General features: G+C 66.0%; 16 protein-coding genes. 12 read left to right on the top strand and 4 right to left on the bottom strand.

Going from position 1 to position 21,117, the window contains the following annotated elements:
- Window positions 1-238: 238 nt before the first annotated feature.
- The 12 genes from Q352_RS0103860 to Q352_RS0103805 all read left to right on the top strand — a co-directional run bounded on the left by Q352_RS0103860 (window position 239) and on the right by Q352_RS0103805 (window position 14,802).
- Window positions 239-1,414 carry an isovaleryl-CoA dehydrogenase gene (locus Q352_RS0103860; RefSeq protein WP_028498210.1) on the top strand — a complete coding sequence of 392 codons (1,176 nt, stop codon included), beginning with the start codon at window positions 239-241 and terminating at the stop codon, window positions 1,412-1,414.
- A gap of 13 nt (window positions 1,415-1,427) precedes the next feature.
- The gene (locus Q352_RS0103855; RefSeq protein WP_028498209.1) at window positions 1,428-3,026 is read left to right on the top strand and encodes a carboxyl transferase domain-containing protein; all 1,599 of its coding nucleotides are present in this window, start codon (window positions 1,428-1,430) and stop codon (window positions 3,024-3,026) included.
- A gap of 28 nt (window positions 3,027-3,054) precedes the next feature.
- Window positions 3,055-5,016 carry an acetyl/propionyl/methylcrotonyl-CoA carboxylase subunit alpha gene (locus Q352_RS0103850; protein ID WP_028498208.1) on the top strand — a complete coding sequence of 654 codons (1,962 nt, stop codon included), beginning with the start codon at window positions 3,055-3,057 and terminating at the stop codon, window positions 5,014-5,016.
- A 28-nt stretch (window positions 5,017-5,044) separates the two neighbouring features.
- The gene (locus tag Q352_RS0103845; protein WP_028498207.1) at window positions 5,045-5,962 is read left to right on the top strand and encodes a hydroxymethylglutaryl-CoA lyase; all 918 of its coding nucleotides are present in this window, start codon (window positions 5,045-5,047) and stop codon (window positions 5,960-5,962) included.
- A gap of 79 nt (window positions 5,963-6,041) precedes the next feature.
- Window positions 6,042-6,974 (top strand): MurR/RpiR family transcriptional regulator, encoded by a 933-nt coding sequence (locus Q352_RS19680; protein ID WP_112692212.1) that lies wholly within the window; start codon window positions 6,042-6,044, stop codon window positions 6,972-6,974.
- A gap of 139 nt (window positions 6,975-7,113) precedes the next feature.
- The gene (gene glnH, locus Q352_RS0103835; RefSeq protein ID WP_028498206.1) at window positions 7,114-7,866 is read left to right on the top strand and encodes a glutamine ABC transporter substrate-binding protein GlnH; all 753 of its coding nucleotides are present in this window, start codon (window positions 7,114-7,116) and stop codon (window positions 7,864-7,866) included.
- Between the two features lie 189 nt (window positions 7,867-8,055).
- Window positions 8,056-8,712, top strand: coding sequence for a glutamine ABC transporter permease GlnP (glnP, locus tag Q352_RS0103830; RefSeq protein ID WP_028498205.1), 657 nt, complete (start codon window positions 8,056-8,058; stop codon window positions 8,710-8,712).
- A gap of 2 nt (window positions 8,713-8,714) precedes the next feature.
- The gene (glnQ, locus tag Q352_RS0103825; protein ID WP_107890252.1) at window positions 8,715-9,437 is read left to right on the top strand and encodes a glutamine ABC transporter ATP-binding protein GlnQ; all 723 of its coding nucleotides are present in this window, start codon (window positions 8,715-8,717) and stop codon (window positions 9,435-9,437) included.
- Window positions 9,434-10,486, top strand: a complete 1,053-nt coding sequence (locus tag Q352_RS0103820) for a C45 family autoproteolytic acyltransferase/hydrolase (RefSeq protein ID WP_051528661.1) — start codon at window positions 9,434-9,436, stop codon at window positions 10,484-10,486. Before glnQ ends, Q352_RS0103820 begins: the two co-directional genes overlap by 4 nt.
- A 108-nt stretch (window positions 10,487-10,594) precedes the next feature.
- Window positions 10,595-11,923: an aspartate aminotransferase family protein gene (locus Q352_RS0103815; RefSeq protein ID WP_028498202.1), complete on the top strand. Its 1,329-nt coding sequence runs from the start codon at window positions 10,595-10,597 to the stop codon at window positions 11,921-11,923.
- A gap of 4 nt (window positions 11,924-11,927) precedes the next feature.
- Complete coding sequence (locus Q352_RS0103810) at window positions 11,928-12,782, top strand: beta-keto acid cleavage family enzyme (RefSeq protein WP_028498201.1); 855 nt, start codon at window positions 11,928-11,930, stop codon at window positions 12,780-12,782.
- Window positions 12,783-12,852: 70 nt separating this feature from the next.
- The gene (locus tag Q352_RS0103805) at window positions 12,853-14,802 is read left to right on the top strand and encodes an acetoacetate--CoA ligase (protein WP_028498200.1); all 1,950 of its coding nucleotides are present in this window, start codon (window positions 12,853-12,855) and stop codon (window positions 14,800-14,802) included.
- A 13-nt stretch (window positions 14,803-14,815) separates the two neighbouring features.
- Here Q352_RS0103805 and Q352_RS0103800 read toward each other — a convergent pair whose 3' ends face one another.
- The 4 genes from Q352_RS0103800 to Q352_RS22645 form a co-directional block, all read right to left on the bottom strand.
- A complete protein-coding gene (locus Q352_RS0103800; RefSeq protein WP_028498199.1) occupies window positions 14,816-16,435 on the bottom strand; it encodes an ArnT family glycosyltransferase in 1,620 nt (539 codons plus the stop codon).
- 134 nt (window positions 16,436-16,569) lie between these two features.
- On the bottom strand, window positions 16,570-16,917 hold the full coding sequence (locus Q352_RS0103795; protein WP_028498198.1) for a RidA family protein: 348 nt from the start codon (window positions 16,915-16,917) through the stop codon (window positions 16,570-16,572).
- A complete protein-coding gene (locus Q352_RS19675) occupies window positions 16,914-18,050 on the bottom strand; it encodes a PDDEXK nuclease domain-containing protein (protein WP_084299816.1) in 1,137 nt (378 codons plus the stop codon). The genes Q352_RS0103795 and Q352_RS19675 overlap by 4 nt, the downstream gene beginning before the upstream one ends.
- Before the next feature lie 115 nt (window positions 18,051-18,165).
- On the bottom strand, window positions 18,166-20,985 hold the full coding sequence (locus tag Q352_RS22645) for a DNA translocase FtsK (RefSeq protein WP_028498197.1): 2,820 nt from the start codon (window positions 20,983-20,985) through the stop codon (window positions 18,166-18,168).
- Window positions 20,986-21,117: the final 132 nt, after the last annotated feature.

Raw genomic sequence — 21,117 nt, 5'->3', positions numbered from 1 at the left:
GATGGCGTCTCCTCCATCGGTGAGTGAAACGGGCGTCCCTGACCGCGGCTTTCCGCCTGTCTGGTCAGTATATCGATGGCCGCCCGGCTGAATTAACCATTACGTTAACGTAAACTAAAGTCAAGCCACAAGCATGGCGAATTGCAATAGGATTTCGATAGCGCCACGCACTTGACGTTAACGTAAGCGTAATTCATATTCTGCACACCACGAAGCCGCCCCCCCCAAGGAGACCCCGATGAGCCTGAACCGACTGCCCGACCTGCTCGGACAAGACCTCGACCTGCTGCGCGACAGCGTGCGCGCCTTTGCCGACAAGGAGATTGCCCCGCGTGCGGCCGACATCGACCGCGACAATCTGTTCCCGGCCGAACTGTGGCGCCGTTTCGGCGATCTCGGCCTGCTCGGCGTCACCGTCGACGAAGAACATGGCGGCGCCGGCCTCGGCTATCTGGCGCACATGGTGGCACTGGAAGAAATCAGCCGCGCCAGCGCATCGGTCGGGCTGTCATATGGCGCCCACTCGAATCTGTGCGTGAACCAGATCCACCGCAACGGCAATGACGAACAGAAACACCTCTTTCTGCCCCGTCTGCTCAGTGGCGAGCATGTCGGCGCACTGGCGATGAGCGAACCGAACGCCGGCAGTGACGTGGTCGGCATGAAACTGCGCGCAGAGCGCCGCGGCGACCGCTTCGTGCTCAACGGCAGCAAGATGTGGATCACCAATGGCGGCGATGCCGACGTGCTGGTGGTCTATGCGCGCACCGACCCCGACGCCGGCCCGCGCGGCATTACCGCCTTCGTGGTCGAAAAGGGGTTCAAGGGCTTCAGTGCCGGCAACAAGCTCGACAAACTCGGCATGCGCGGCTCGAATACCTATCCGATTTTCTTCGATGACGTGGAAGTGCCGGTCGAGAACGTGCTGGGCGAGATTGGCGGCGGCGTCAATGTGCTGATGAGCGGGCTCGACTACGAACGCGCGGTGCTGGCCGCCGGGCCGCTCGGCATCATGCAGGCCTGCCTCGACGTGGTGGAACCGTATCTGGCCGAGCGACGCCAGTTCGGCCAGGCCATCGGCGACTTCCAGCTGATGCAGGGCAAACTGGCCGACATGTACGTGACGCTGTCGGCCAGCCGCAGCTATGTGTACGCCGTCGGCCGCGCGCTCGATGCCGGCTATGCCGGCCGCCGGGTACGCAAGGATGCCGCCGGCGCCATCCTGTATGCGGCCGAGCGGGCGACGCAGATGGCGCTCGATGCCATCCAGTGCCTCGGCGGCAACGGCTATATCAATGACTACCCGACCGGGCGCCTGCTGCGCGATGCCAAGCTGTATGAAATCGGCGCCGGCACCAGCGAAATCCGCCGCTGGCTGATCGGTCGCGAACTGATGGCCGACCAGCGCCAGTAAAGGACAGCGGACCATGCCGATCATCGAATCCTCGCTCAATCCGCGCGCCGCCGATTTCCTGCGCAACGCCAGCCGCATGCGCGAGCTGGTCGACGACCTGCGTGCCCGCGTGGCGGTCAATGCGCTTGGCGGCGGCGACGCCGCACGGCAGAAGCACGTGGCGCGCGGCAAGCTGCTGCCGCGCGAACGCATCGACCTGCTGATCGATCCCGGCAGCGCCTTTCTCGAACTGTCGCAACTGGCCGCCTTCGGCATGTACGGTGACGACGCGCCGGGCGCCGGCCTGATTACCGGCATCGGCGTCATCCACGGCACCGAATGCGTCATTGTCGCCAACGACGCCACGGTCAAGGGTGGCACCTACTACCCGATGACAGTCAAGAAGCACCTGCGGGCCCAGGACATCGCCCGCGAGAACCGCCTGCCGTGCCTCTATCTGGTCGACTCCGGCGGCGCCTTCCTGCCGCTGCAGGACGAGGTGTTTCCCGACCGCGACCACTTCGGCCGCATTTTCTACAACCAGGCCACGCTCAGTGCCGCCGGCATCCCGCAGATTGCGGTGGTGATGGGCTCGTGCACCGCCGGCGGCGCTTACGTGCCGGCCATGGCCGACGAGTCGATCATCGTCGCCCACCAGGGCACCATTTTTCTCGGCGGGCCGCCACTGGTGCGCGCGGCCACCGGCGAGGTGGTCAGCGCAGAGGAACTGGGTGGCGCCGATGTCCATACCCGCATCAGCGGCGTGGCCGACCATCTGGCGCAGAATGACGCCCATGCCCTGGCCATTGCCCGTCGCTGCGTCGCCAACCTGAACTGGCGCAAGCAGGGCGAGCTGGCCCGCGCCACGTCACGCCCGCCGCGCCACGATCCCGCCGAGCTGTACGGCGTCATCCCGACCGACAGCAAGACCCCGTTCGATGTGCGCGAAATCATCGTCCGGCTGGTCGACGACGGCGAATTCGATCCGTTCAAGCAGAACTACGGCAGCACGCTGGTCTGCGGCTTCGCCCGGCTGGACGGCTGGCCGATCGGCATCATCGCCAACAACGGCATCCTGTTCAGCGAGTCGGCACAAAAGGGCGCCCACTTTATCGAGCTGTGCTGCCAGCGCGGCATTCCGCTGCTGTTCCTGCAGAACATCACCGGTTTCATGGTCGGCAAGAAGTACGAGCACGGCGGCATCGCCAAGGATGGCGCCAAGCTGGTCACGGCGGTCGCCTGCGCCCGGGTGCCCAAGTTCACGGTACTGATCGGCGGCTCGTTCGGCGCCGGCAACTACGGCATGTGCGGTCGCGCCTTCGGCCCGCGCCTGCTGTGGATGTGGCCGAACGCGCGCATTTCGGTCATGGGCGGCGAACAGGCGGCCGGCGTGCTGGCCACGGTCAAGCGCGAGCAGAAAGGCGAGGACTGGAGCGACGACGACGATGAACGGCTGAAAGCCCCGGTGCGCGAGCAGTACGAGCGCCAGGGCCATCCGTACTATGCCAGCGCCCGCTTGTGGGACGACGGCATCATCGACCCGGCCCAGACCCGCGAGGTGCTGGCCCTGGCGCTGTCGGCCTCGCTCAGCGCCCCGGTCGAGACCACCCGCTTCGGCGTCTTCCGCCTGTAAGCGCAAGCACGCGCTCTGGAGAATTTTCATGTTCAGCAAGATCCTGATCGCCAACCGTGGCGAAATCGCGTGTCGCGTCATCCGCACCTGCAAGCGGCTCGGCATCCGTACCGTGGCCGTGCACTCCGATGCCGACCGCGACGCGCAGTTCGTGCGCGACGCCGACGAAGCCTGGCGACTCGGGCCGGCCCCGGCAGCAGACAGCTACCTGCGTGGCGACCTGATCCTCGACATCGCCCGTCGCAGCGGCGCACAGGCCATTCATCCGGGCTATGGCTTCCTGTCGGAAAACGCCGGCTTTGCCGCCGCCTGCGCCGAGGCCGGTGTCGTCTTTATCGGCCCGCCGGTCGAGGCCATCGCGGCCATGGGCAGCAAGTCGGCAGCCAAGCGCCTGATGGAAGCAGCCGGCGTGCCGCTGGTGCCCGGCTACCATGGCGACGCCCAGGACAGCGCCACCCTGCACGCCCGCGCCGACGACATCGGCTACCCGGTGCTGATCAAGGCCTCGGCCGGCGGCGGCGGCAAGGGCATGCGCATTGTCGGCACGTCGGCGGAATTCGACGACGCGCTGGCCTCGTGCCGGCGCGAGGCGGCGGCCAGCTTCGGCGATGATCGCGTCCTGATCGAGCGCTATCTGCAGCGCCCGCGCCATATCGAAATGCAGATATTCGCCGACAGCCACGGCCACTGCGTCCACCTGTTCGAGCGCGACTGCTCGGTACAGCGCCGCCACCAGAAAGTACTGGAAGAAGCGCCGGCACCCGGCATGAGCGACGAGCGCCGTCGCGAAATGGGCGAAGCCGCCTGCAATGCGGCGCGCGCCGTCGGCTATGTCGGCGCCGGCACCGTCGAATTCATCGTCGAACCGGATGGCCGCTTCCACTTCATGGAAATGAACACCCGGTTGCAGGTCGAACATCCGGTCACCGAGATGATCACCGGGCTGGACCTGGTCGAGTGGCAGTTGCGGGTCGCGGCCGGCGAGCCGCTGCCCTGCGCACAATCGGCGCTGACGCTGCATGGCCATGCGATCGAGGCACGGGTGTATGCGGAAGACCCGGAACGCGGCTTCCTGCCCGCCACCGGCCAGTTGCGGCGGCTGAGTCCGCCGCAGGCCGGCACCGGGGTACGCATCGACAGCGGCGTGGCCGAGGGTGACAGCATCACCCCGTTCTATGACCCGATGATCGCCAAGCTGATCGTCTGGGCGGAAGACCGCGATGCCGCGCTGGCCCGGCTCGATCGGGCACTGGCCGACTGGCGGGTGGTCGGTGTCGCCACCAATATCGACTTCCTGCGCCGGCTGATCACGCACCCGGCCTTTGCCGGGGCCGACCTGGACACCGGACTGATCGAGCGCCATCACGATGCCCTGTTCCCTTCCACCACGCCCGCGGCCGACGTGGCGCTGCTGGCTGCCGCACTGGCCGAATGCCAGCCCGGCTCCAGTCAGGACGCCTGGAAGGTCCGGCCCGACTGGCGCCTGAACCAGCCCGGCCAGCGCACGCTGCGCTTCGTCACCGCCGATGGCCGCGAGCACGCGGTGCATGTCCGCCATGACAATGACGGTGCCCGGCTGACGCTGGACGATATCCCCCACTGCGGCATGCTGGCCGGAGAAGGCGAACAGCGGGTACTGCACATCGATGGCCACCGGGTGCCGGTCACGCTGATCCGCGACGGCGAGCAGTACATCGTGTACGGACCACAGGGCAGGCAGGCACTGCGGCGGGTCGATCCGCTGGCGGTCATTGCCGATGACACGCAGACCGAGAGCCACTTGCGGGCTCCGATGCCCGGCCGCGTGGTCGCCGTGCTGGCCAAAACCGGCCGACCGGTCGAGAAAGGCGCGCCGCTGATGATTCTCGAAGCGATGAAGATGGAACACACCATCACCGCGCCGAGCAGCGGCAGCGTGTCCGAGTTCTATTTTGCCGCCGGCGAACAGGTCGGCGAAGGCGCGGACCTGCTCGACTTCGTCGCCGCCTGACGCACCCTGCCCAGCCAAGGAGAATCCGATGCCCCCTTCCCGTGTCACCCTGGTCGAGGTCGGCCCGCGCGACGGCTTGCAGAACGAGGCCGCGCCGGTCAGTACCGCCGACAAGATCGAACTGATCCGCCGCCTGGCGGCCACTGGCCTGACCCTCATCGAGGCCGGCAGTTTCGTGTCGCCGCGCTGGGTACCGCAGATGGCAGACACCGCCGAGGTGCTGGCCGCGCTGGATTTCGACGGTCCGGTCCGCTATCCGGTGCTGACGCCGAACCTGCACGGATTCGAAGCCGCCCGCGCTGCCGGCGTGCGCGACATCGCGGTGTTTGCCGCCGCCAGCGAGGCGTTCTCGCGCCGGAACATCAATTGTTCGATCGCGGAAAGCCTTGAGCGCTTCCAGCCGGTGGTCGAAGCCGCCCTCGCTGCCGGGGTCCGCGTTCGCGGTTATGTCAGCTGTGTACTCGGTTGTCCTTATCAGGGCGAGGTTGCCCCCGAAGCCGTGGCCGATGTCGCCGCCAGACTGTCCGACATGGGCTGCGAACAGATCTCGCTCGGCGACACCATCGGCCGCGGCACGCCGGAAGCAACGCGGCGACTGATCGGCACGGTGGCGGCACGGGTGCCGATGGAGCGGCTGGCTGGCCATTTTCACGACACCTGGGGCATGGCGGCGGCCAACGTCTACGCGGCATGGCGCGAAGGCGTGGCCACTTTCGATGCTTCGGTCGGTGGCCTTGGCGGCTGCCCGTATGCACGCGGCGCCAGCGGCAACGTGGCTACCGAGGATCTGGTCCACCTGTTCGCCGGACTGGGCGTCGACACCGGCGTCGATCTGGTATCGCTGGTCGAAACGGCGGTTTTTATCTGCGAACGCCTGGGACGTTCACCCGTCAGCAAGGTTGCTAAGGCAGTATTGGCTTCACAAGCCTATGATGTCAGGGAATGACATTGACAATAAAATAACAAAACACTTGATCCATTTTTTTCATCAACTTACTCTTGAAAAAAATTTCGCAGAAAATCCCATGCCGGCAGAAGCCCCCATCGACTTCGATCAACTCTGTATCCTGCTCGCACAGAAAGTGCCGGGCCTGTCCCCACAACTGGCCCGGGCGGCAACCCTGATCGAGCCGAACGTCGAGGATTTCGCGCTGCTGCCGCTGCGCGAACTGGCAAGCCGTTTCGGCCTGCCCATCGCCACGTTCTCCAGACTGGCCCGCGCACTCGATTTCGACAGCTTTGCCGCCCTGCGGCGTGTCTGTGCGAACCAGTTGCGCCAGCCCGGCGGCTTCAGCCAGCGGGTCGGCATGCTGGGCACGCCCGGCAACGGCACGCCATCGGACAGCGAACGCATCGGCAGCAGTCTGCTCGGCCATCTGCAATCGATGTTCACCCGCTGCGGTGATGACGAGCTCGATGCCGCAGCCCGCCTGTTGCACAGCGCCCGGCGAATTCACCCGTTTGCAGCGCGCAGCGGCGTCGCCCTCGCTCATACTTTCTGTTATATCGCCCAGCTGTTCGATGACCGCATCGTACCCATCTACGGCATCGGCGATACGCTGAACGACGGCCTGCGCCATGTCGGGCCGGAGGACGTGGTGCTGGCCATGACCTTCGATCCGTACACGCGACCGGTGGTCGAAGGGCTGTACTGTGCCCACGAGCGGGGCGCCCGCATCATCTACCTGACCGACAGCCCGCTCGCACCCGGTCATGAGCTGGCCGACGTGCTGCTGGTCGCACCGGTCGAGATTCCGTCGTTCTTCCACTCGTTCGCGGCGCCAATGGCCATGCTCGATGCGCTGCTGCTGCGCTGGTACCGGCTGGCCGGCGCCGAGGCTTTCAACCGGCTGGCCACCAGCGATGCCCAGCTCAAGCGGGCCCGCGCTTTTGTTCGCGCGGCGCCGCCCAGAGGAGGTCGTCTCGAACACAAGCATGCCGACGAGGCCGGCGACTGATACGATCACCCTTCGGATTCGACACAACAGGTCCGTCCACGGACCGCAAACCATAACAAAACAGGTGGCACACCGCCTGAGTCGCGACACGCCGGATTCCCCGGCGCGTCTCCATCCTGGAGCCTTTGGAGATTTATCAATGTTACGCAGACAATTGCTTGCTATCGGTGCCGCCCTTGCCCTCGTCGCTGCCGTGCCGGTCAAGGCAGCGGAAAAGGAACTGGTCGTCGCCTGCGACACCGCGTTCGTGCCGTTCGAATTCAAACAGGGTGACAAATATGTCGGTTTCGACATCGACCTGTGGAACGAGATCGCCAAGGACATCGGTGTCAAGTACAAGCTGCAGCCGATGGACTTCAACGGCATCGTGCCTGGCCTGCAGACCCGTAACATCGATGTGGCCCTGGCCGGCATCACCATTCGCGAAGACCGCAAGAAAGTCATCGACTTCTCCGATCCGTACTACGAGAGCGGTCTGCTGGCCATGGTCAGTGCGAACAACAAGACCATCAATACGGTGAAGGATCTGGACGGCAAGATCATCGCCGCCAAGACCGGCACCGCCACCGCCGACTACCTGAAGGCGAACGTGAAGTCGAAGGAACTGCGCCTGTTCCCGAACATCGACAACGCCTATCTCGAACTGCGCACCGGCCGCGTCGACGCCGCCGTGCACGACACGCCGAACGTGCTCTACTACGTGAACACGGCCGGCAAGGGCGCGGTCCGGGTCGTCGGCCAGTCGGTCAAGGGTGGCGACTTCTACGGCATCGGTTTCCCGAAGGGGTCCCCGCTGGTGCCGAAGGTCAATGCCGCACTGAAGAAGATCAAGGCTGATGGCCGTTACGACGCCATCTACAAGAAGTGGTTCGGCACCGCACCGAAGGCCTGAGTCCTGCCACCGGGAAATCAAGCCGCCTGACGGCCTGATCCGCCCGGACAATGTCGTCCCCGGCCATCGTGCCAGACAGTGGTCGCCGCCTTGTGCAGCGGCCGGGGACGACCGTATCCACCGGAACGTCCCGTCCGACGCCACCCTCGGCATCGGGAAGGAAACACACAAGCATCAAGGGGACCCGTTATGGACTTTCAATGGTCCGTGGTCATCGAAGCGCTGCCGAGCCTGTTCGACGGCGCCAAGCTGACTGTCATCATCGCCCTGATCGGCCTTGCCGGCGGCTTTACCGTCGGCCTGCTGGCCGGTCTGGCACGCGCTTATGGCCCGCTGTGGCTCAACGCCCTGGCGCAGATCTACATTGAACTGATTCGTGGCACGCCTATCGTCGTCCAGGTGATGTTCATCTACTTCGCACTGCCGCTGGTGGCCGATATCCGCATTGACGGCGTGACCGCCGCCGTGACCGCCATCATCATCAATTCCGGCGCCTATATTGCCGAGATCGTGCGCGGCGCCTTCCTGTCGATCCCGCGCGGGCTGAAGGAAGCCGGGCTGGCCATGGGCATGCCGTTCTACCGCGTGCTGATCTTCATCATCGGCCCGCTGGCGTTCCGCCGCATGATTCCGCCGCTGGGCAACCAGTGCATCGTCAGCCTGAAGGACACCTCGCTGTTCATCGTCATCGGCGTCGGCGAGCTGACCCGTCAGGGGCAGGAAATCATGGCCGGCAACTTCCGCGCGGTTGAAATCTGGTCCGCCGTGGCAGTGTTCTATCTGGTAATGACCGGTGTGCTGAGCCTGATCCTGCGCATCACGGAAAAGAGGATGCACATCCTATGAGCATGATCGAGTTTCGCAAGGTCACCAAGTGCTTTGGCGACAATGTCGTGCTGCAGGACATCGACCTGTCGATCGAACAGGGCGAGAAAGTCGTCGTGATCGGCCCGTCCGGCTCCGGCAAGTCGACCATGCTGCGCTGTATCAATGTGCTGGAAACCATCAATGGCGGCGATCTGATCGTCGACGGGCTCAGCGTTCGCGGTTCGCAGTCCGACATCCACCGCATCCGGCTGGAAGCCGGCATGGTGTTCCAGCAGTTCAATCTGTTTCCGCAGATGACCGCGCTGGAAAACGTGATGTTCGGCCCGATCCGGGTACGCGGCACGTCGCGCAGCGAGGCGCGCGCGCAGGCCGAGGCACTGCTGGACAAGGTCGGTCTGAGCCCGCGTGCCGGCCACTATCCGCACGAGCTGTCCGGTGGCCAGCAGCAGCGCGTGGCCATCGCCCGCGCACTGGCAATCCGGCCCAAGCTGATGCTGTTCGACGAGCCGACCTCGGCGCTGGACCCCGAGTTGCGCCAGGAAGTGCTGAAGGTCATGCAGACGCTGGCCGACGAGGGCATGACCATGGTCGTGGTCACGCACGAGATCGAGTTCGCGCGCCGCGTCGGCACCCGGCTGCTGTTCATGGAAGGCGGCCATATCGTCGAAGACGGCCTGCCCGCCTCGCTGATCGACAACCCGCAAAGCACCCGGCTGCGCGACTTCCTCCAGCACGTAAAATGACACTACCTCCTTCCCTGCCCCTGGTCCGCATTGACGGCACGCCGCGCCATGTCGGCCGCGTGCTGGGCGAACTCGCCCGCCCGGTCATGCGCGACTGTCTCGACCAGAGCCGGACCTGGCATGCACTGCAGGCCTGGCGCGATCACCCGCGACTCGACCGGCTGGCCGTGGCCGCACAGCGGCATCTGCCGCTGGTCTGGGACGAGCTGTCCGGCATGGCCGAAGGGCTTGCCATGCCGATGCACGACCTGTTCCTGTGGAACTGCCGTGGCGATCTGGTCGGCCGCACGCCGGACGGCTGCACCACGGCAGCGATCAACCGGCCCGGGCGGCAGTGGATAGGTCATAACGAAGACGGTGACCCGTATGTCCAGGGTCACTGTTTTATCGCAGACGTGCATCTTGATGATGCCCCGGGCTTTGTCAGTTTCTGCTACCCCGGCTCGGTACCCGGCCACACATTCGCGGTCAACCGCGCCGGCCTGGTGCAGACCATCAACAATCTGCGCATGGTCGAGACGCTGGACGGCCTGCCGCGCCAGTTCCTGAGCCGCGCCGTGCTGGACTGCACGACACTGGATGCGGCACTCGACCTGTTGTCCGGCCTGCCGCGCGCCGGTGCCTTCCACCATACGCTGGGTCAGTGCGGCGACGCGCGCATGTTCAGTGTCGAGGCCACGCCGCGCGCCTGCTCGGTCCAGCCGGTATCCGGCGTCTACGGCCATGCGAACCACCGCATCCATCCCGGTGCGCAGGCCGAGCCGCAGGTGATCACCGAGTCATCGCACGACCGCCAGGTGCGCATCGACAGCCTGACCGCCGCGTTCCCCGCCCAGGCGGGTGGCGAAGAGATCTGCGCCGCCCTGACCGACCGCGCCGCGGACGGCCTGCCGATCTTCCGCGACGATCCGGCCGACCCTGACGACGAGAACACACTGGCCAGCGCGATCTTCCGGCTCGAATCCGATCGCGTGGTCCTGAACGTGCACCAGGGCGGCAATGCCGCCGCGCCCCCGACTCATACCCTGGAAATCGCGCCCAGCCGCTAGTTTCCGGCCCCGCTCGCTCCCCGCAGCCCTCCTGTCGCGGCCTTTCCGGCCGCAACGGGGAACGTGCGCCCGGAGCAAATGCAAACCGCCCCACCCCGGAGCCGCATCATGTCCCACATTTTTCACCGCAATCCACGCCAGCAGCTGCCGACCGCCGTCGGCGGCGAAGGCATCTATCTGATCGACAGCACCGGTCGCCGCTATCTGGATGCGTCCGGTGGCGCCGCCGTGTCCTGCCTCGGTCACGGCCACCCGCGCATCATCAAGGCGATCCAGCAGCAGGCACAGACGCTGGCCTATGCGCACACCTCGTTCTTCACCACCGAAGTGGCCGAGGCCCTGGCTGACCGCCTGATCGAGCACGCCCCGGCCGGTCTGGACCAGGCCTATTTCGTTTCCGGCGGCTCGGAAGCCGTCGAGGCGGCGCTGAAACTCGCCCGCCAGTACTTTGTCGAAACCGGCGAGCCCGATCGCCAGTACTTTATCGCCCGGCGCCAGAGCTACCACGGCAATACGCTTGGCGCCCTCGCCATCGGCGGCAACGCCTGGCGGCGCGAACCATTCCTGCCGATTCTGGTACCCGGTCACCATGTGTCACCGTGCTATCCGTACCGCGACCAGCGCGAGGACGAGAGCGCGGAGCAGTATGCTCAACGGCTTGCTGATGAACTGGAAGCGCGCATTGTCGAACTCGGTGCCGGCAAGGTCGCCGCCTTCGTGGCCGAGACCGTGGTCGGCGCCACCGCCGGGGCGCTGGCCCCGGTCGGTGGCTATCTGCAGAAAATCCGCGCCGTGTGCGACAAGTACGGCGTGCTGCTGATTCTCGACGAAGTCATGTCCGGCATGGGCCGCACCGGCTACCTGTATGCGTGCGAGGAAGACGGCGTATCGCCCGACATCCTCTGCATCGCCAAGGGCCTCGGCGCCGGCTACCAGCCGATCGGCGCCATGCTGGCCAGCCGCCGGATCTACGACGCCATTGTCGGGGGCTCCGGCTTCTTCCAGCATGGCCACACTTATATTGGCCATGCCATTGCCTGCGCCGCCGCGCTCGAAGTGCAGCAGGTCATCGCCGACGATCACCTGCTCGACAATGTCCGCGCCCGCGGCGAGCAGTTGCGCGCCAGCCTGCGCGCCCGCTTCGCCGATCACCCGCATGTCGGCGATATCCGCGGTCGTGGCCTGTTCGTCGGTGTCGAGCTGGTGGCCGACCGTCACAGCAAGGAACCGTTCGCGCCGTCGCGCCGGCTGCATGCCCGGATCAAGCAACTGGCGATGCAGCGCGGCCTGCTGTGCTACCCGATGGGCGGCACGGTCGACGGCCAGCGTGGCGACCATGTGCTGCTGGCGCCGCCCTTCATCTGCACCGAAGCAGACATCGAGCTGATCGTCGCCCTGCTTGGCGATGCCATCGATGCCGCCATCGCCGAAAGCTGAGCCGATGACAGATACCTCTGCCCTGCCCGCCGTCGCCATTGCCGTCGCCCCGAATGGCGCGCGCAAGACCCGGGCCGACCATCCGGCCCTGCCGGTCACGCCGGATGAGCTCGCCGCCTGCGCCCGCGACTGCCTGGACGCCGGCGCCGCCATGCTGCACCTGCATGTCCGCCGCGCCGACGGTCGCCACAGTCTGGCCGCCGCCGACTACCGCCCGGCCATCGAGGCCGTGCGCCGCAGTGTCGGTGACGCACTGGTGCTGCAGCTGACCAGCGAGGCGGTCGGCATCTACGCCCCGCCGGAACAGATCGCCATGGTGCGCGAGCTGCGCCCGGAAGCGGTGTCGGTCGCGCTGCGCGAACTCGTGCCGGATGCCGGCCACGAGACCGACGCCGCCGACTTCTTCTGCTGGATGGCCCGCGAGCGCATCGTCCCGCAGTACATTCTGTATTCGGACGGCGACGTGCTGCGCTATCTCGACCTGCGCCGGCGCGGCCTGATTCCGCCGGCAGGACACGGTGTGCTGTTCGTGCTGGGCCGCTACAGCCAGGGACAACGTTCGGCACCATCCGACCTGCTGCCGTTCCTGGCGGCATGGCATGGTGGTGGCGAACTGACGGCCGGGGTGCCATGGTCGATGTGTGCGTTTGGCGCACGCGAGGCCGGCTGCGCACTGACCGCGGCACTGCTGGGTGGCCACGTGCGGGTCGGCTTCGAGAACAATATGCTGCTGCCGGACGGCAGCACGGCCACCGACAACGCCGCACTGGTGCGCGGCATTGCCGAACGGCTGCAATCACTGGGCCTGGCGCCAATGACGGCGGAGGCCTTGCGCACCCTGTATCACCCGGACGCCTGACGCGGGTCGGTCAGCCGTACACGACGATCGGCAACACCCATGCGGCGAAGACCGCAAGAGGAGACACAGCATGAACGATACCCTGCCCATCTGGACCCCGTCGGCGGAGCGGATTGCCGCCAGCCGGCTGACCGCCTTCACCCGCGAAGCCGAGGCCCGCAGCGGCCGGACTTTTGCCGACTACCCGGCGCTCTGGCAATGGAGCGTCGACCAGCGCGCCGACTTCTGGGATCTGCTGTGGGATTTCACCGGTGTCATCGGCAGCAAGGGCGAGGTCGTGCTGGAAAACGGCGAAGCCATGCCCGGCGCACGCTGGTTCCCGCAGGCCGAGCTGAACTATGCGGAAAACCTGCTGCGCCGGCGCGATGACGGGCCAGCCGTGGTGTTTTCCGGCGAAGGCCATGTCAGCCGCCGTCTGAGCCACCGCGAGCTCTACGACGCGGTCAGCCGGGTCGCACAGGCACTGGCCGCCGACGGCGTCGGTCCCGGCGACCGGGTCGGCGCCATGCTGCCGAACCTGCCGGAGACGCTGATCGCCATGCTGGCCACCGCCAGCCTCGGCGCGATCTGGGCGTCGTGCTCGCCGGATTTCGGCACCGATGGCGCGCTGGACCGTTTCGGCCAGATCGGGCCAACGGTCTGGCTGGTGCCCGATGGCTATCTGTATAACGGCAAGGCGGTCGATGTCGCGGCCCGGGTCGACCATATCGCGGCGCAGTTGCCGGATGTGCGACGGGTAGTGGTGGTGCCGTATGTGCCGGCCGGCATGCCGACCGATGCCCGCACGCAGCGCTGGGACGACTGGATTGCCCCGTATGCTGCCGGTGATATCGCCTTCGATCGCGGGGCCTTCGACCGGCCGCTGTTCATCATGTTTTCCAGCGGGACCACCGGCAAGCCGAAGTGCATTGTGCACGGGGCCGGCAGCACCCTGCTCCAGCACCTGAAAGAACACCAGCTGCACACCGATGTGCGGCCGGGCGACCGCCTGTTCTACTTCACCACCTGCGGCTGGATGATGTGGAACTGGCTGATGACCGGGCTGGCCAGCGACGCCACCCTGCTGCTGTACGACGGCTCGCCGTTCGCCAGCCGGGGGAGCGCCCTGTGGGACTGGTTCGCCGCCGAGCAGGGCACCCATTTCGGCACCTCGGCCAAGTATCTCGACGCGGCACACAAGACCGGCCTGAAACCAGTCGTCAGCCACAAACTGGATGCCCTGCGCGTGCTGATGTCGACCGGCTCGCCGCTGGTGGCCGAAGGTTTCGATTATGTCTATCGCGACATCAAGGCCGATCTGCAGCTGGCATCGATTTCCGGTGGCACCGACATCGTGTCGTGCTTTGCGCTCGGCTGCCCGACACTGCCGGTCTGGCGTGGAGAACTGCAGTGCCGGGGGCTGGGAATGGCGGTGGAGATCACCGACGAGCAGGGCCGGGCAGTGCGTGAGGAAAAAGGCGAGCTGGTGTGCCGCAAGCCGTTCCCGTGCATGCCGGTCGGCTTCTGGAACGACCCGGACGGCAGCAAATATCATGCGGCCTATTTCGCCCGCTTCCCCGGCATCTGGTGCCATGGCGATTTCGCCGAACTGACCGCGCACGACGGCGTGATCATCTACGGCCGTTCCGACGCGGTGCTCAACCCGGGCGGGGTGCGCATCGGCACGGCGGAAATCTACCGTCAGGTCGAGCAGATCGATGAGGTGCTGGAAAGCCTGGCCTGCGGCCAGCGCCAGGACGGCGACGAGCGCGTGGTGCTGTTTGTGCGGCTGCGTGATGGCATCACGCTGGATGACGCACTGCGCGATCGCATCCGCCAGCAGATCCGCTCAGGCGCCAGTCCGCGCCATGTGCCGGCCCGCATCGCCCAGGTCCACGACATCCCGCGCACGCTGTCGGGCAAGATTGTCGAGCTGGCGGTCAAGAACACCATCCATGGCGAGCCGGTGCTGAATCTGGGTGCACTGGCCAACCCGGAGGCGCTGCGGGAGTTCGTCGACCGGCCGGAACTGGCGGACTGAGGCCCGCGGGCGGTCAGCGCCGGATCAGGTAGTAGAACTCCTTGCGATCGCCCGGACGCTGGCCGGTCCAGACCCAGTTGGCCGGCCGGTCGCTGTCGCGATAGCGCATCACCAGGCTGTAGCGGCAGTCAGCATGCGCCCCGCTGTCCGGATGCAGGACCAGGCCGCCGTGATAGCGCGCCAGGGCGATAAACGACAGGCCGGCATCGGTCACCATGCAACTGTCGGTCGGCGCCGCCGGTCGCAGCTGCGAGATCAGTGGCGCATAGCTTTTCTGGATGTCGATCCAGGGCAGCCACAGGCTGGCCGCCAGTGCCCAGATCAGGGTCACGCCGGCCGCCCAGTTGGTCGACGCCTTGCGCCCTTCGAGATTGCGGCGCGTCACGGCCCACAGCCACACCAGCGTCGCCGCGCATGCGACCAGCAGCATCGGCAGGTTCAGTTCGGCCTTGTAGGTCGGCGCAAAGAACGCCGCCCGCTCGGCCAGCCGCGCCGGCCAGCCGAAGTTCAGGGCAACCCAGCCCAGCCAGATGAAGGCGGCGATCAGGCCGAAGGTCATCAGGCCGAACCAGTTGAAGCAGGCTGCCGCGCCGCGCTTCAGCGTGTCCAGCTCGGCGGCCGCCAGCACCGCCAGCGGCACCAGCCACGGCAGTGCCAGTTCCTGCGCCTGGACCGGAGACAGCGTCATCATGACGGCCAGCACGACGAAGAACAGCATCGGCAGCTGCAGCGCCGGCGACGACAGGGCCGCACGACGGCGCCACAGCGTCCACAGGCTCAGCGGCCACAGCGGCATCGCGAACCAGGGGAAAATCTGCAGGTAATAGCCGAAGTCATGCAGGAACGCAGTCCGCCCGAAGCCCTGGAACGTACCCAGCGCCCGGTGCCGCCACCAGTAGCTGGCCAGGGCCGGGTCGACCTCGGTCAGTGCCAGCGGCCAGGCCAGCGCCAGCGGCAGACCCACGGTCAGCGCCACCGCCAGTGCCTTGACGTGTTCCGGCGTTCGCCACGCCTTGAAGGCAAACAGCAGCAGCGCGATGATCCAGGCCAGCCCCAGTTCCAGCATGCTCGCCGACAGCGCCAGCATGCCGGTGGCGATGCCGAACAGCAGCCCGGCCAGCCAGCCGTGCGAGCGCGACAGTGACAGCGACCACAGCACCAGGGCAAAGCCGCAGAAGGTGGCAATGTCGGGCGACGCCGCATGGCCGAAAGTCATCAGACCCAGTGAGCCCAGCAGCAGCATGGCCACCGAGCGGCCGTAGCGACGGCCGAGCAGGTCGCGGCCGGCCAGACCGACGAACCACAGCGCGAACACCATGAAGAACGGCGTCGCCAGCCGCATGCCGTCCGCCAGCGGCAGAATCGGCGATGTCAGCCAGGCAAAACCCGCCGCCACCCAGTAGTACAGCGGCGACGAGTCCAGATACGGTACGTTGACGATGGTCGGCACCAGCCAGTGCCCGTCCTCCAGCATCGACTGGACCACCCCTGCCACATAGCCTTCGTCCGGCTTCCACGGCGCATGGCCAAAGATGCCGGGCCAGAGCCAGACGAAGCAGAGCAGGAGCAGCATCCACGGCTTTTCATTCGTGGCCGGGGCGGTGTCCATGCGGGGCGGAGTGTAGGTCAGCATGCGTTATCGGCGGTCAGGGAAGTGGATGGCCGGCGCGGAACCGGCCGGTAGCGGCCGCCATGATACCCGCCCCGCCCCGGCCACCGCCATGGGAATGGGTGTCAGATCGTATCCGACATCCTTCCGGTGGCGACTCAGCGGCTGGCGACAACCTTGATTTCGACCTTCCAGGCCGCATTGGCCAGTCGGGCTTCGATCGTGGCACGGGCCGGCGGGTTGGCGCTGTCGACCCAGGCGTCCCAGGCGACATTCATGCCGTCGTAGTCGGCAATATCGGCGAGGAAGATGGTCACGTCGACCAGCTTCGACTTGTCGCTGCCGGCCTGGGCCAGCAGGGCATCAATGGCCGACAGCACGTCGGCGGTCTGACCGGTGATGTCCTTGCTGGTGTCATTCGGCACCTGTCCGGCGAGGAAAACGAGGTTGCCGGCAACGACGGCTTCGGACAAACGCTTGCCCGGTTCAATGCGCTGGATGCTCATGGGGTTTCTCCTGTTTTTCTGGGGGGAATCGTGCAATCACCGGCGAGAGACTCGTCACCGGGACGGTCCGCATTGTCTCCGATTCCGCGCGACGGCGCCTCTGTCTGTCGCATTTCGCCCGCCAGTTCCGCCTCGATCTCCTCGATGCTGGGCAGACTGCGGGCCAGCGTATCCGGCAAATCCTGCAGCAACTGGTACTCCGCCACGCCGATGGGTTTGTCGATGCCATTGACCGCATATTGCGCCACCAGCCGGTTCTGCTGACGGCACAGCAGCAGACCGATGGTGGGCTTGTCGTCCTCGGCCCTTACCTGGTCATCGATGACCGACAGATAGAAATTCAGCTTGCCGACGTGCTCGGGCCTGAACGCCCCGGCCTTGAGTTCGACCACGACATAGCATTTGAGGCGGGTGTGATAGAACAGCAGGTCGATAAAGAACTCGTCGCCGCCGACATCCAGCCTGAACTGGCGCCCGACAAAAGCGAAACCGGCCCCCAGCTCCAGCAGGAACCGGGTGATATGGCGAACCAGAGCATCTTCGATATCCCTCTCCTGGGCATCGTCGGCCAGTCCCAGAAAATCGAACAGGTATGGATCCTTGAGCGCTTCATGGACCAGGGCAGAGTCATGCGGGGGCAGGCGTAACGCAAAGTTGCTGACAGCAGAGCCCTGACGCTCATGCAGCCGATTCCGGATGTTCTGTTCCAGCGTCAGTCGCGACCAGCCTCCCGAGACAGCCTGCATCGCATACCACTCACGATTGGCGGGTTGCAGCTTGGTCAACAGGGTCACGATGTGGAACCAGGGCAATTGGTCAGCAGGCTGCTGACCAAACTGGACACCGGGACAATGCTCGGCGAAATAGCGCATGTACTTGATGTTGCTACCTGAAAAACCTTTCATGTCAGGAAAGGCATCCTTGAGGTCACGGGCAACGCGCTCTATCACCTTGGCTCCCCAGCCATGGCGTGTTTGCCGGTCAAGAATATCCCGACCAATCTGATGGTACAGCCGGATCAATCCGGCATTGACCGTCAGTGCAGCGCGACTGCGCGCCGCGCGGATACGGCTTTTCAGGGACGTCAGCCAATCAGCGTAATCGGGGGGAATGGGCGCCAGGACCATGTTCATCCGCTCCGGTAATGAACGATGCGTTCAGCCCTGTTCTTCGCCGGGCCATCGCCACTTATACCCAATCACCCCGGAAGCTTCCAATTCGGCACAACAGCCCTGCCCCCTGTCCCCGCTAGCCCCGGTCTGGCACCAGCACAGTCCGGTTGCCATTGGTCTCCATCGGGCTGACCATGCCGGCCTCTTCCATCTGCTCGATCAGGCGCGCGGCGCGGTTGTAGCCTATGCGCAACTGACGCTGGACTGACGAGATCGACGCCTTGCGCGTCTTCAGCACAATGGCGACCGCTTCATCGTACAGCGGGTCCTCTTCGCTGCCACGGCCGCCGCTTGCCGCTGCGGCGCCAGCGTCCTCCGCCTCGGCGCCGCCGGTGAGCAGATCGTCAATGTAATCCGGTTCGCCGAACTGCTTCAGGTACTCGACGACCGCATGCACTTCCTCGTCAGCGACAAACGCCCCGTGCACCCGCTGCGGATAGCCGGTGCCCGGTGGCAGGTACAGCATGTCCCCCTGCCCCAGCAGGCTTTCGGCCCCCATCTGGTCGAGAATGGTGCGGCTGTCGACCTTGCTCGACACCTGGAACGCGATGCGCGTCGGGATATTGGCCTTGATCAGGCCGGTAATCACATCGACCGAGGGGCGCTGGGTAGCGAGAATCAGATGGATGCCGGCCGCACGTGCCTTCTGTGCCAGCCGGGCGATCAGCTCTTCGATCTTTTTGCCGGCCACCATCATCAGGTCGGCAAACTCGTCCACCACCACCACGATGAACGGCAGTGGCGACAGGGGTTCCGGATCGTCCGGCGTGAGGGTGAACGGATTGACAATCCGGCGCCCGGCCGCCTCGGCCCGACGCAGCTTCTGGTTGAAGCCGTCCAGATTGCGCACCCCGAGCGCGCTCATCAGCCGATAGCGCTTTTCCATCTCGGCCACACACCAGTTCAGCGCATTGGCAGCCAGCTTCATGTCGGTCACCACCGGGGCCAGCAGATGGGGAATATCGTTGTAAACCGACAGTTCCAGCATCTTCGGGTCGATCATGATGAAGCGGACTTCTTCCGGCGTCGCCTTGTACAACAATGACAGAATCATCGCATTGACGCCGACCGACTTGCCGGAACCGGTAGTGCCGGCCACCAGCAAGTGCGGCGCCTTGCCGAGGTTCATTGTCACCGGCTGACCGGTAATGTCCTTGCCCAGCGCCAGCGTCAGGCGCGAGTCGGGACGCTGGAACACCCCGTCGGACAGGATCTCGGACAGGCGGATCATCTCGCGGCGCGGATTCGGCAACTCCAGCCCCATGCAGGTCTTGCCGGGAATGGTTTCGACCACGCGAATCGACGCCAGGCCAAGCGCACGCGACAGGTCCTTGACCAGATTGACCACCTGGTTGCCGCGCACGCCGACGTCCGGCTCGACCTCATAGCGGGTAATGACCGGGCCGGCATAGGCATCGACCACCCGCACCTTGACCTTGAATTCGGCCAGCTTCTCCTCGATGACAATGCCCCGCTCCATCATCGACTCTTCACTGACCGCCACCTCCGAATTGTCATCGGCCGGCATCAGCAGCGACAGCGGCGGCAGGGCGTAATCGCCATAGGCCGGCGGCCACGCCTCTGCCGGCGGAGCCTGCACCGTGCTGTACGCTGTGGCAGGCGCGGCAAAGGACGGTGACTCACTCACCGGTGCAGGACTGGACCGCCACGGCGGGGTCACCGGTGTCGGCGGCAATTCGTGAACCACCGGCGCAGGCCCGGCAACGGGCAGCGGCGGAGGGGGTACCCAGGCAAAGGCAGGAGCGGACGCGGGTTGCACTTCCGCTTCGTCGTCGACGATATTCCAGGCCAGCACATGGCCCGTGTCGGGAGTGGCGGGCGACAAGGCAGCCGGCCCGGTCACCGGCTCGCTGGCCGGAGCCGGTACCGGCGGCGGGCCGGACGGGGACAGTGACGACTCATGCGCGGCAGGCAGCGGGATCAGCCCTTCGGCGGCCGCTTCTTCCGGCGTCACCAGCGAACGGATTTCCGGCATCACCACCGGACTCGCCGGGGACGAGAACCGCACCGGCTCGATCATCGCCGGCTGCAGCCGCCGACGCCGCGCAGCAGCCAGGTCGGCTTCGCGCTGCAGGCGGTCCTTGTGCAGGACCTGCACCCGCGCCCGCACCACATTCGGCTCGATCAGTGTCACACTGCGCGCCGGAGCGGCAGCGCTGCGGTCATGCCGGCGCGCTGCCGGTACATAACCGCCGCGCAGATTGTTCCTGACATCGGCCAGTCCGATCACCGGAGGCGCATCACTGCTGTCATGGACTTGTGGTCGGGACGGGCGGGCGTCGGCCTTGCGTGCGATATAGCTGCTGCGAAGATTGTTCTGCACTTCGGCCAGACCGATCACCGGCCGCTCGGGAACGGGAGCCGGACGGGCTGCGGCGGGTACCTCGACACGCGCGGCAGGCGGCTTCGGCACAGGCATCGGCACCCGGACCTGGGGCCGCTCGATGTCGCGAGGAGGAACAACCGGTCGTTCCGGCGCCTTGCGGGCAGGTTCGGTCGCCGTCGGGGCATCCGGCTGCTGGCGCGGGCTCCAGTCGAGCTCATCCGGGCCGACGGTTGGCTCCGCCGGCTCGACCGGTTCATAAGGCGCGGGCGTGCGCCACTCGTCCAGCAGCGAACGCCCCAGGGCAATCAGTCTGGCCAGTGCCCGCACCGATGCCTGCCACAAGTGTCGCCACAGCGGCACGATCTGGTGCCAGGTGCGAAAGGCAGCGGCAACGGCAATCTCGCGGGCAGGCTGCAGGTCGCGCGCGGTGAGCTGTGCGCGTTCGAAGCCGCGCTCCAGCCATTCCGGCAATGCCCCGTTCCGCCAGCACCAGATACCGACGGCACTGACTACCACCAACAACACAATCAGCAAGAAAACGACCGACACGGTTCCCTATCCAGACAATTTCATTCAGACCGGCTTCGGACGCACCGCCGCCCGCCGGCAAACCGACATGATAACGGGGAATATCCGCTTGCAGACATTCCCCGCAGGAGACAATCACGCCCGCAATGCGCC

This window comes from Microvirgula aerodenitrificans DSM 15089, from assembly GCF_000620105.1.
Taxonomy (GTDB): domain Bacteria; phylum Pseudomonadota; class Gammaproteobacteria; order Burkholderiales; family Aquaspirillaceae; genus Microvirgula; species Microvirgula aerodenitrificans.
Note: the sequence above shows the minus strand (reverse complement) of the source record. Positions and strands in the feature narration are given on the sequence as shown.

What these genes read in the sequence shown, in the direction of transcription:
- Q352_RS0103860 (WP_028498210.1), top strand. Translation starts at nt 239, where the DNA reads ATGAGCCTGAACCGACTGCCCGACCTGCTCGGACAAGACCTCGACCTG.
- Q352_RS0103855 (WP_028498209.1), top strand. Translation starts at nt 1,428, where the DNA reads ATGCCGATCATCGAATCCTCGCTCAATCCGCGCGCCGCCGATTTCCTG.
- Q352_RS0103850 (WP_028498208.1), top strand. Translation starts at nt 3,055, where the DNA reads ATGTTCAGCAAGATCCTGATCGCCAACCGTGGCGAAATCGCGTGTCGC.
- Q352_RS0103845 (WP_028498207.1), top strand. Translation starts at nt 5,045, where the DNA reads ATGCCCCCTTCCCGTGTCACCCTGGTCGAGGTCGGCCCGCGCGACGGC.
- Q352_RS19680 (WP_112692212.1), top strand. Translation starts at nt 6,042, where the DNA reads ATGCCGGCAGAAGCCCCCATCGACTTCGATCAACTCTGTATCCTGCTC.
- glnH (WP_028498206.1), top strand. Translation starts at nt 7,114, where the DNA reads ATGTTACGCAGACAATTGCTTGCTATCGGTGCCGCCCTTGCCCTCGTC.
- glnP (WP_028498205.1), top strand. Translation starts at nt 8,056, where the DNA reads ATGGACTTTCAATGGTCCGTGGTCATCGAAGCGCTGCCGAGCCTGTTC.
- glnQ (WP_107890252.1), top strand. Translation starts at nt 8,715, where the DNA reads ATGATCGAGTTTCGCAAGGTCACCAAGTGCTTTGGCGACAATGTCGTG.
- Q352_RS0103820 (WP_051528661.1), top strand. Translation starts at nt 9,434, where the DNA reads ATGACACTACCTCCTTCCCTGCCCCTGGTCCGCATTGACGGCACGCCG.
- Q352_RS0103815 (WP_028498202.1), top strand. Translation starts at nt 10,595, where the DNA reads ATGTCCCACATTTTTCACCGCAATCCACGCCAGCAGCTGCCGACCGCC.
- Q352_RS0103810 (WP_028498201.1), top strand. Translation starts at nt 11,928, where the DNA reads ATGACAGATACCTCTGCCCTGCCCGCCGTCGCCATTGCCGTCGCCCCG.
- Q352_RS0103805 (WP_028498200.1), top strand. Translation starts at nt 12,853, where the DNA reads ATGAACGATACCCTGCCCATCTGGACCCCGTCGGCGGAGCGGATTGCC.
- Q352_RS0103800 (WP_028498199.1), bottom strand. Translation starts at nt 16,435, where the DNA reads ATGCTGACCTACACTCCGCCCCGCATGGACACCGCCCCGGCCACGAAT.
- Q352_RS0103795 (WP_028498198.1), bottom strand. Translation starts at nt 16,917, where the DNA reads ATGAGCATCCAGCGCATTGAACCGGGCAAGCGTTTGTCCGAAGCCGTC.
- Q352_RS19675 (WP_084299816.1), bottom strand. Translation starts at nt 18,050, where the DNA reads ATGAACATGGTCCTGGCGCCCATTCCCCCCGATTACGCTGATTGGCTG.